The sequence below is a fragment of the uncultured Neisseria sp. genome (assembly GCF_951230505.1).
Lineage (GTDB): Bacteria > Pseudomonadota > Gammaproteobacteria > Burkholderiales > Neisseriaceae > Neisseria.
In genome coordinates, this window is sequence record NZ_CATNVN010000006.1 from 20,445 (window position 1) to 28,635 (window position 8,191).

Here is an 8,191-nt window from a genome sequence, read left to right on the forward strand (position 1 = left end):
AACAAATATATCTAAATAAATTAAATTTATACGACATTGCATGATAATAAAAAAGGTTCACTTATGAACAGAGCCAATCTTCAAGAACTGGGTAATCTGAGGGAGCGGATTCCCGGTGTAATCAACATTGCCCGAATAGCCATCGTCTTACCGCTTTTGGTTTTGCACGCTTTCGGCAGCTACACAGGCGGCAACCTGATTGGCGTTTCGTTGCCGGACGTTGAGTTTTATATCTGGGTAACGCTGTATTTCTTCCTGATTATGCTCTCCGTGTTCCGCCCGGGCTGGCAGTGGCAGTCTTTGGATTTGCCCAATGCCAGTGCCGTGGTCGACATTACCATGATGATGGTTTTGGTGTATATCTCCGGCGGTACGGCTTCCGGTTTCGGGATTTTGGTTTTGCCGTTTGTTGCTACGTCGTGTCTGCTCAGTTATGGCCATTACCCCATGCTGTATGCAGGCTATACGGCCATGCTGTTTATTTTGAACCTGTTTTTAGACGGCAGCATGCGTTTCGATTCGTTTAATTGGGACGCGAAATCAATGGTGAATTCTTCGATGCTGATCGGCGCAGGCTATCTGGTGGCGATGCTGACCTCGTTTGCCGCCCGTTATTTGGAGCAGGCCACAGAGTCCGCCAGCCGCCATCAACTTGCCTACCGCCGTATCAGCGGCTTGAACCATTTGGTTTTGAACCGCGTACAGGAAGCGGTTGTGGTGATTGATGCGACTCAACGCGTGTGGCTGTTTAACAAGCAGGCAAAAATCTATTTCCCCAGCCTGATTATCGATCAGCAGGAAATCGTGTTTGGCGAGCTGGTGGCACGTTGGCAGCGTCAACCCGACAAACCTTTTGAAACTGATATCCATATTTTCCAACATGCCATGCACGTTCGTGCCGTTCCACTGATTCAGGAGCAAACCGAGCTGCTGATGTTGTACGTCCGCTCATTGCGTGAAGTGGCTGCGGAGGCCATGTCCACCAAGCTAACTTCGCTTGGACAGTTGACTGCCAACCTTGCCCACGAAATCCGCAACCCGATGTCCGCCATCCGTCATGCCAGCGATTTGTTGCAGGAAGGCGACGAGGCAGATCCGCTCAAGGCCAAGCTCTACAACATCATCGACAGCAATATCCAACGTATCGACAAGATGTTGGAAGACGTATCCCTGCTTAACAAACGAGACAACATCAGCCGCCAGCCGATTAATCTGATGAAATTCTGGTTGGAGTTCAAGCAGGAATTTACCTTGAATAATCCCGATGCCATCGGCTGTCTGCGCATGAATATGGACGGCAACAACCTGACCGTATTGGTTGACTCCATGCATTTGCAGCAAGTGATGTGGAACTTGTGCAACAATGCGTGGCGACACAGCCGTCAGGACGAAAACGCCATTACCGTTCTTATCCGCTCTAGCGGCAGGATGCATATTTCCATTGTAGTGGCGGACAACGGCAAAGGCGTGCCGCCGGATGTACGAAATCATCTGTTCGAGCCGTTTTACACCACCGAAAAACAAGGCACCGGTTTGGGGCTTTACGTCGCACGCGAGTTGGCACACGCCAATATGGGGCAGCTGCATTATCACCCTGAAATGAACGGGTTTGAATTGATTTTACCGAAGGAGCAAGCGCAGGATGAATAAATTGCAAGAGCCGGTTTTGGTTGTCGATGACGAGGCAGACATCCGCGACCTGATGGAAATGACCCTGATGAAAATGGGTCTGCGCGTCGATACTGCGGCTGGTGTTGAAGAAGCCAAAGACAAGCTGGACAACAACGATTATTCGCTGGTGTTGACTGATATGCGTATGCCCGACGGCTCCGGCCTAGAGGTTGTTCAATACATTGATGAACTGATGCTCGATACGCCCGTCGCCGTGATTACGGCCTTCGGCAATGCCGACCAAGCCGTTGAAGCCTTGAAAGCAGGGGCGTTTGATTATCTGCAAAAACCGATTACGCTGTCGCAGTTGCGTTCATTGGTTAAATCGGCAGTGTCGGTTTCAGACAATACTGCCGAACCCACGCCGTCTGAAAAAGTCAAATCGCAGCCTGCGCCTGTTTCTGCCGCCCTGTATAAACCCGAACCTCAGCCGGCCAAGCCTGTCGTTACGCCGCCTAAGAGCGTACAGAGCGAATTTAACCGGCCTTTGACTGTTCCGGAAGGGCTCAATTCCTTAAAAGAGCGTTTTTCGGCCGGCAGCATCAATCCTGCTCTGCAACAAGATGCACCTATATTGGAAGGCGAGGACGATATGCCGCGCCTGTTGGGTACTTCGCCGCAAATGGTCGAAGTGCGCCACCTGATTCGCAGATTGGCCCACAGCCTTGTTCCTGTTTATATCTCCGGCGAGTCCGGTACAGGTAAAGAGCAGGCGGCGCGCACGATTCACGAGCTGTCCGACCGTGCCGACAAACCGTTTATTGCCGTCAACTGCGGTGCTATTCCTGAAAACCTGATGGAAAGCGAATTTTTCGGTTACAAAAAAGGCAGCTTTACCGGCGCGGATCAAGACCGTTTAGGTTTTTTCCAACACGCTGACGGCGGCACTTTGTTCCTTGACGAAGTTGCCGATTTGCCGCTTGCCATGCAGGTCAAACTCCTGCGCGCCATTCAAGAAAAAGCCGTGCGCCGTATCGGCGATGCGCGGGAAACCTTTGTGGATGTGCGCATTATTTGTGCGACCCACAAAAACCTCGAAGCCTTGGTTGAAAGTGGCGCATTCCGTCAGGACTTGTATTACCGCCTCAATGTTGTCTCCCTGCACATGCCGCCTTTGCGCGAAATGCGCGAAGACTTGGGCGCACTGATTCTGTATCTGCTGTACAAACACCGTCACGGCAATCAAACCTACAAACTCAGCCCGAAAGCCCAAGAAGCCCTGTTGCATTACAGCTATCCCGGCAACTTCCGCGAATTGGAAAACATCCTCGAACGCGCCGTTGCGCTGACGGTTGGCCAAGTGATACAAGTGGACGACTTGCAGATTCAAAACGCCCCACAAGTTAAGGCTGAACGCAGTGGCTTCTCCTTTGACGATATTGCCGAACCTGACGCGCGTGAAACTACGCTCAATCACAGCCCCATTCCACCGTTTGATCCGCGTACCATGCAGATACAGGATTACCTTGACCAAGTGGAACGCAGCATCATCGAGCAGGCTTTGCAGCAAACCCGTTACAACCGTACCCAAGCCGCCAAGCTTTTGGGCATCAGCTTCCGTTCTATGCGCTACCGCATGGAACGCTTGGACATCAATTAAAACGTTCAGACGGCCTGAGTTTTCAAGGCCGTCTGAAACATGGGCATCATGTACAAGATTTATTTTGACGAAACCGCATCTGCCGAACTTCGCAGCCTTGCCGCGCCTTTCGGGCTGACCGTTATCGACAGGCTGCCTGAAGAAGGCAGTTTCCTTATCTCTGACGAAAGCGGCATCAGCTTGTGCCGCGCCGGTGAAAAAGGCCGTGTCCGCGTTGATTTTGATGGCGGTGCCGCCCATTATCGGCGCACTAAAGGCGGAGGTGAGTTGATTGCCAAAGCCGTCAACCATACTGCGCAACCGACTGTCTGGGACGCTACCGGCGGACTGGGGCGCGACAGTTTTGTGCTTGCCTCGTTGGGTTTGAATGTACACACTTTTGAACAAAATCCTGCCGTTGCCTGTCTACTTTCAGACGGCCTCAACAGAGCAGGGCAAAGTGAAGAGGCACGGGAGATTGCCCAACGTATTACTTTGCACTTCGGTAATGCCGTTGATTTAATGCAGGAATTGGCAACGCAAAACGGCAGGCCCGATGTGGTGTACCTCGACCCGATGTATCCGGAGCGTCGCAAAACCGCAGCTGTGAAAAAAGAGATGGCTTACTTTCACGACTTGGTCGGCGCGGCACAAGACGAAGCCGAGTTGTTGGACGCGGCATCGAATACCGCCAAAAAACGCATTGTCGTCAAACGCCCGCGCTTGGGCGAATTTCTTGACGGGCGCAAACCTGCTTATCAATACACAGGCAAAAGCACGCGTTTTGACGTTTACCTTCCGACAAGGCTGTCTGAAGACTAGAAGCAAACTTGCAACATATCAAAAGAAACCGCCGGCGTTATCAGCGCGGCGGCAAAGTGTGATATAAATACCCTTTCCCAAACTTCATTGGAGCAAACTATCATGGAATTAGTATTCATCCGTCACGGACAAAGCGAATGGAACGCGAAAAACCTTTTCACCGGCTGGCGCGACGTTAAGCTGAGCGAGCAAGGTTTGGCAGAAGCTGCAGCAGCGGGTAAAAAGCTGAAAGAGAAGGGCTACGAGTTTGACATCGCCTTTACCTCCGTTCTGACCCGTGCCATCAAAACCTGTAACATCGTTTTGGAAGAATCTGATCAACTGTTTGTTCCACAAATCAAATCATGGCGTTTGAACGAGCGCCACTACGGCCAGCTGCAAGGTATGGATAAAAAACAAACCGCAGAAAAATACGGCGACGAGCAAGTCCACATCTGGCGCCGCAGCTACGACACCCTGCCTCCGCTACTTGATCCTAAAGACCCTCACTCCGCCCACAACGACCGCCGCTACGCCAACCTGCCTAGCGATGTCGTACCTGATGGCGAAAACCTCAAAGTTACCCTCGAGCGCGTCCTGCCTTTCTGGGAAGACCAAATCGCTCCGGCCATCTTGAGCGGCAAACGTGTATTGGTTGCGGCACACGGCAACTCCCTGCGTGCGTTGGCCAAACACATCGAAGGCATTTCCGATGAAGACATCATGGGCTTGGAAATCCCAACCGGTCAGCCGCTGGTGTACAAATTGGATGAAAACCTGAAAGTAATTGAGAAATTCTACCTGTAAGGTAAAGGGAAAAAGGACGTGGCGGACACGTCCTTTTTTATATTTGTCTGTATCGAGGCCGTCTGAAGGCAGTTGATGGCGGGCGACATAAAAAAAGGACGCGTAAAGCGTCCTTGATGGAGATTAAACCCTGTATTACTGGTTTTTCTCGATGATTTCTTTGAGGTGAGGCATAGGGCTGTAACCACTTTGGCTGCGGCCGTTAGGAAAGACCAGGGTCGGCGTGCCGTTGAAGCCGAATTGTTCGCCCAATGAAGTGGTTTCTGCAACAGGGTTTTCGCAGTTTGCTTTGCCGCTTGGGAGTTTGCCTTTGCGCATCCAGTCGATCCATGCCTGGGTCGGATTAGGTTGGCACCACAACAGCTCGGCTTTGCGCGCGGCATCAGGGTGCAGGCTTGGAATCGGCATCATGAAGGTATAAATCGTGATGTCGGTCATTTTTTCAAACTCATGCTCCAAGCGTTTGCAGTACGGGCAGTCCGGATCGGAGAAAACAGCGACTTTCAATTTGCCGTTGCCGCGAACTTCTTTGATGGCTTTGTCCAAAGGCAGCGAAGCGAAGTCGATTTTGTTCAAATCGGCGGCACGTTCTTCAGTCATACTTTGGCGCGTGTTGACGTTGATGAGGTCGCCAACGAGCATATAGTCGCCTTTGGCATCGGTATAGATGATTTGTTTGCCGCTGACGACAACTTCGTAAATGCCTTTAATCGGTGTTTCATTGACGCTCAAAACTTTCAAATCTTGGGCGGCATAGACTTTTTCCAGACGCGCTTTCAAAGAAGCGGCAACGGATTTGTCGGCAGGCGCTTCCACTTTGGCGGCCGGAGCAGGCGCCGCGTTGGCGTTGGATACGGCAGGTTGACCGCATGCCAATAAAGGAAGGACGGCAAACGGCGTTAAGATTTTGATTAACTTGGTTTTCATGCGAGAGACTTGCGTGTGTTGAAAGTAAGGCATTGTATCAAACCTCTGTCATGTCTGCATTGTACTCAGGCTCAAATTATCGTCTGAAAATAGCTTTCGGCTGTTAAAATACGAAAAAATGATTTGATTGTTTGTATGTTCTACCACCGTATTGCCGTAAACGTGCCGCTTTCAGACGGCCTTTTGACTTATTCCTATTCCGAGCCGCTTCCTCCGGGAACGCGGGTGCTTGTGCCTTTTCGCAATAAAACCGTTGTAGGGATTGTGTGGGAAACGGATATTGCGCCCGATATGGATACGGCGCGGATTTTGAGTGTTCAGACGGCTTTTATGGAAGAAAAGCCGTTGCCTCAAAGCTGGCGTGATTTGTTGGCATTTACGTCGCGTTATTACCACTATCCGACCGGGCAGGCGGTGTTTGCCGCGCTGCCGCAGGGTTTGAAGGAAACACGCGCGGTGGAAATGCCGCAGCCGCCGTTGTTTTATGCGCTGAACGAACAGGGCAGGGCGCAAACACCGCCGCCGGCTCGGTTTAACAAAAAAGCGGCTTTGTGGGACGCGCTGCTGTCGGGCGAAATGACGATGGCGGCGTTGAAGCAGGTGAACGCGCAGGCAGCGAAATTAATCGAAGATTGGGCGGAACAGGGTTGGATTGAAACGACGGAAGCGGCGAAATCTGTTTTAAGGTCGTGCAATGGGCAGGCTTCGCACTCTGAATTTGTATTAAACGCTGACCAGCAGAAGGCTTCCGATGAAATTCAGACGGCCTTTGGTAAATTTCAACCGTTTCTGCTGTACGGCATTACCGGCAGCGGCAAGACCGAGGTGTATTTCGATGCGATGGCGAAAGTGTTGGCGCAGGGGCGGCAGGTGTTGTTTCTGTTGCCCGAAATCAATCTCACGCCGCAGCTTTTGAAGCGGGTGGAAAACCGTTTTGCCGACGTGCCGACCGCCGTGTTGCACAGCCAGATGGCTGCAGGCAAGCGCACGCAGGATTATTTGCGCGCGATGTTGGGGCAGGCGAAATTGGTCATCGGCACGCGGCTGGCGGTGTTCACGCCGATGGATGATGTCGGGCTGATTGTGGTCGATGAGGAACACGACGGCTCGTTCAAACAGGACAACGAATTACGCTACCATGCCCGCGATTTGGCGGTGTGGCGGGCGAAGCAGAGTGTCTCTCCCATCGTGTTGGGCAGCGCCACCCCCAGCTTGGAGAGCTGGCACAAGGCGCAAAGCGGCGCGTACCGCCTGCTGCAACTGACCGAACGCGCCCATACCGCCGCGCAACTGCCGCAAGTAGAAATTCTCAACGTAGGCCGTCTGAAACTAGACAATGGCTTCTCGCCGCAAGCCTTACAGCTTTTGAAACAGAACTTTGAAGCAGGCGGCATGTCGCTGGTGTACCTCAACCGGCGCGGTTTTGCGCCCGCGCTGTTTTGCGGTGACTGCGGTCATACCTTCGGTTGCCCGAACTGTTCCGCCAAAATGGTGTTGCACCAACGCGCCCGCCAACTGCGCTGCCACCACTGCGACCACCGCGAACCCATTCCGTTCAAATGCCCCGACTGCGGCAATCAAGACCTGACCGCTGTCGGCCACGGCACGCAGCGCGTTGAAGAAACCCTGCGCGCCTTCTTGCCTAAGGCCACCGTCGTCCGCGTCGATAGGGACAGTACGGCGCACAAAAACGACTGGGCGGATTTGTACCGCCGCATCGCCGACAACGAAATCGACATTCTGGTCGGCACGCAGATGCTCGCCAAAGGTCATGATTTCGCGCGGCTCAACCTCGTTATCGTGTTGAACGCCGACGGCAGCCTGTACAGCGCGGACTTTCGCGCGCCGGAAAGGCTGTTCGCCGAGCTGATGCAGGTATCCGGCAGGGCGGGGCGCGCCGACAAACCCGGCAAGGTGTTGATACAGACCCAACTGCCCGAACATCCCGTCTTCGCCGCCGTCAAAGCGCAGGACTACGCCGTGTTTGCCGAAAACGAATTGAACGAACGGCAAATGTTCGCCATGCCGCCCTTCGGTTTTCAGACCGCCGTCCGCGCTGATGCGCCGCGCGTTGCCGATGCGATGGAATTTCTCAACGCCGCCAAAGAAACCCTCGCCCCGCTTTTGCCCGAAAGCGTCTCCCAGTTCGGCGCCGCCCCCATGCTGATGGTGCGCCTTGCCGAACGCGAACGTGCGCAAGTTTTCCTCGAATCGACATCTCGACAAGATTTGCATCGCGCCGTGAGTTTGTGGGTGCAGGTGTTGCAGAAAAACCGCGACGGCAAAATCCGATGGTCGGTGGACGTTGATGTACAAGAGGCTTGATTGGAATGATTCAATCAATAAGGAAATAAAAGAGATCGGAAGAGCGTCGTGTAGGGAAAGAGTGTAGATCTCGGTGGTCGC

General features: G+C 53.0%; 6 protein-coding genes. 5 read left to right on the plus strand and 1 reads right to left on the minus strand.

Annotation, left to right across the window (positions count from 1 at the left end):
* Positions 1-63: 63 nt before the first annotated feature.
* The 4 genes from Q1M25_RS01015 to Q1M25_RS01030 all read left to right on the plus strand — a co-directional run bounded on the left by Q1M25_RS01015 (position 64) and on the right by Q1M25_RS01030 (position 4,858).
* A complete protein-coding gene (locus Q1M25_RS01015; protein ID WP_300480766.1) occupies positions 64-1,650 on the plus strand; it encodes a HAMP domain-containing sensor histidine kinase in 1,587 nt (528 codons plus the stop codon).
* Positions 1,643-3,271 (plus strand): sigma-54 dependent transcriptional regulator, encoded by a 1,629-nt coding sequence (locus Q1M25_RS01020; protein ID WP_063069330.1) that lies wholly within the window; start codon positions 1,643-1,645, stop codon positions 3,269-3,271. The genes Q1M25_RS01015 and Q1M25_RS01020 overlap by 8 nt, the downstream gene beginning before the upstream one ends.
* 48 nt (positions 3,272-3,319) lie before the next feature.
* Complete coding sequence (locus Q1M25_RS01025; protein ID WP_300480775.1) at positions 3,320-4,072, plus strand: class I SAM-dependent methyltransferase; 753 nt, start codon at positions 3,320-3,322, stop codon at positions 4,070-4,072.
* Positions 4,073-4,174: 102 nt separating this feature from the next.
* A complete protein-coding gene (locus Q1M25_RS01030; protein WP_003679823.1) occupies positions 4,175-4,858 on the plus strand; it encodes a 2,3-diphosphoglycerate-dependent phosphoglycerate mutase in 684 nt (227 codons plus the stop codon).
* A 135-nt stretch (positions 4,859-4,993) separates the two neighbouring features.
* On the opposite strand, the gene Q1M25_RS01035 is transcribed toward Q1M25_RS01030, so the two are convergent.
* Positions 4,994-5,785 carry a DsbC family protein gene (locus Q1M25_RS01035; RefSeq protein ID WP_300480771.1) on the minus strand — a complete coding sequence of 264 codons (792 nt, stop codon included), beginning with the start codon at positions 5,783-5,785 and terminating at the stop codon, positions 4,994-4,996.
* A 135-nt stretch (positions 5,786-5,920) separates the two neighbouring features.
* Here Q1M25_RS01035 and Q1M25_RS01040 point away from each other — a divergent pair, with 135 nt between their 5' ends.
* A complete protein-coding gene (locus tag Q1M25_RS01040) occupies positions 5,921-8,110 on the plus strand; it encodes a primosomal protein N' (RefSeq protein WP_300480773.1) in 2,190 nt (729 codons plus the stop codon).
* Positions 8,111-8,191 lie beyond the last annotated feature (81 nt).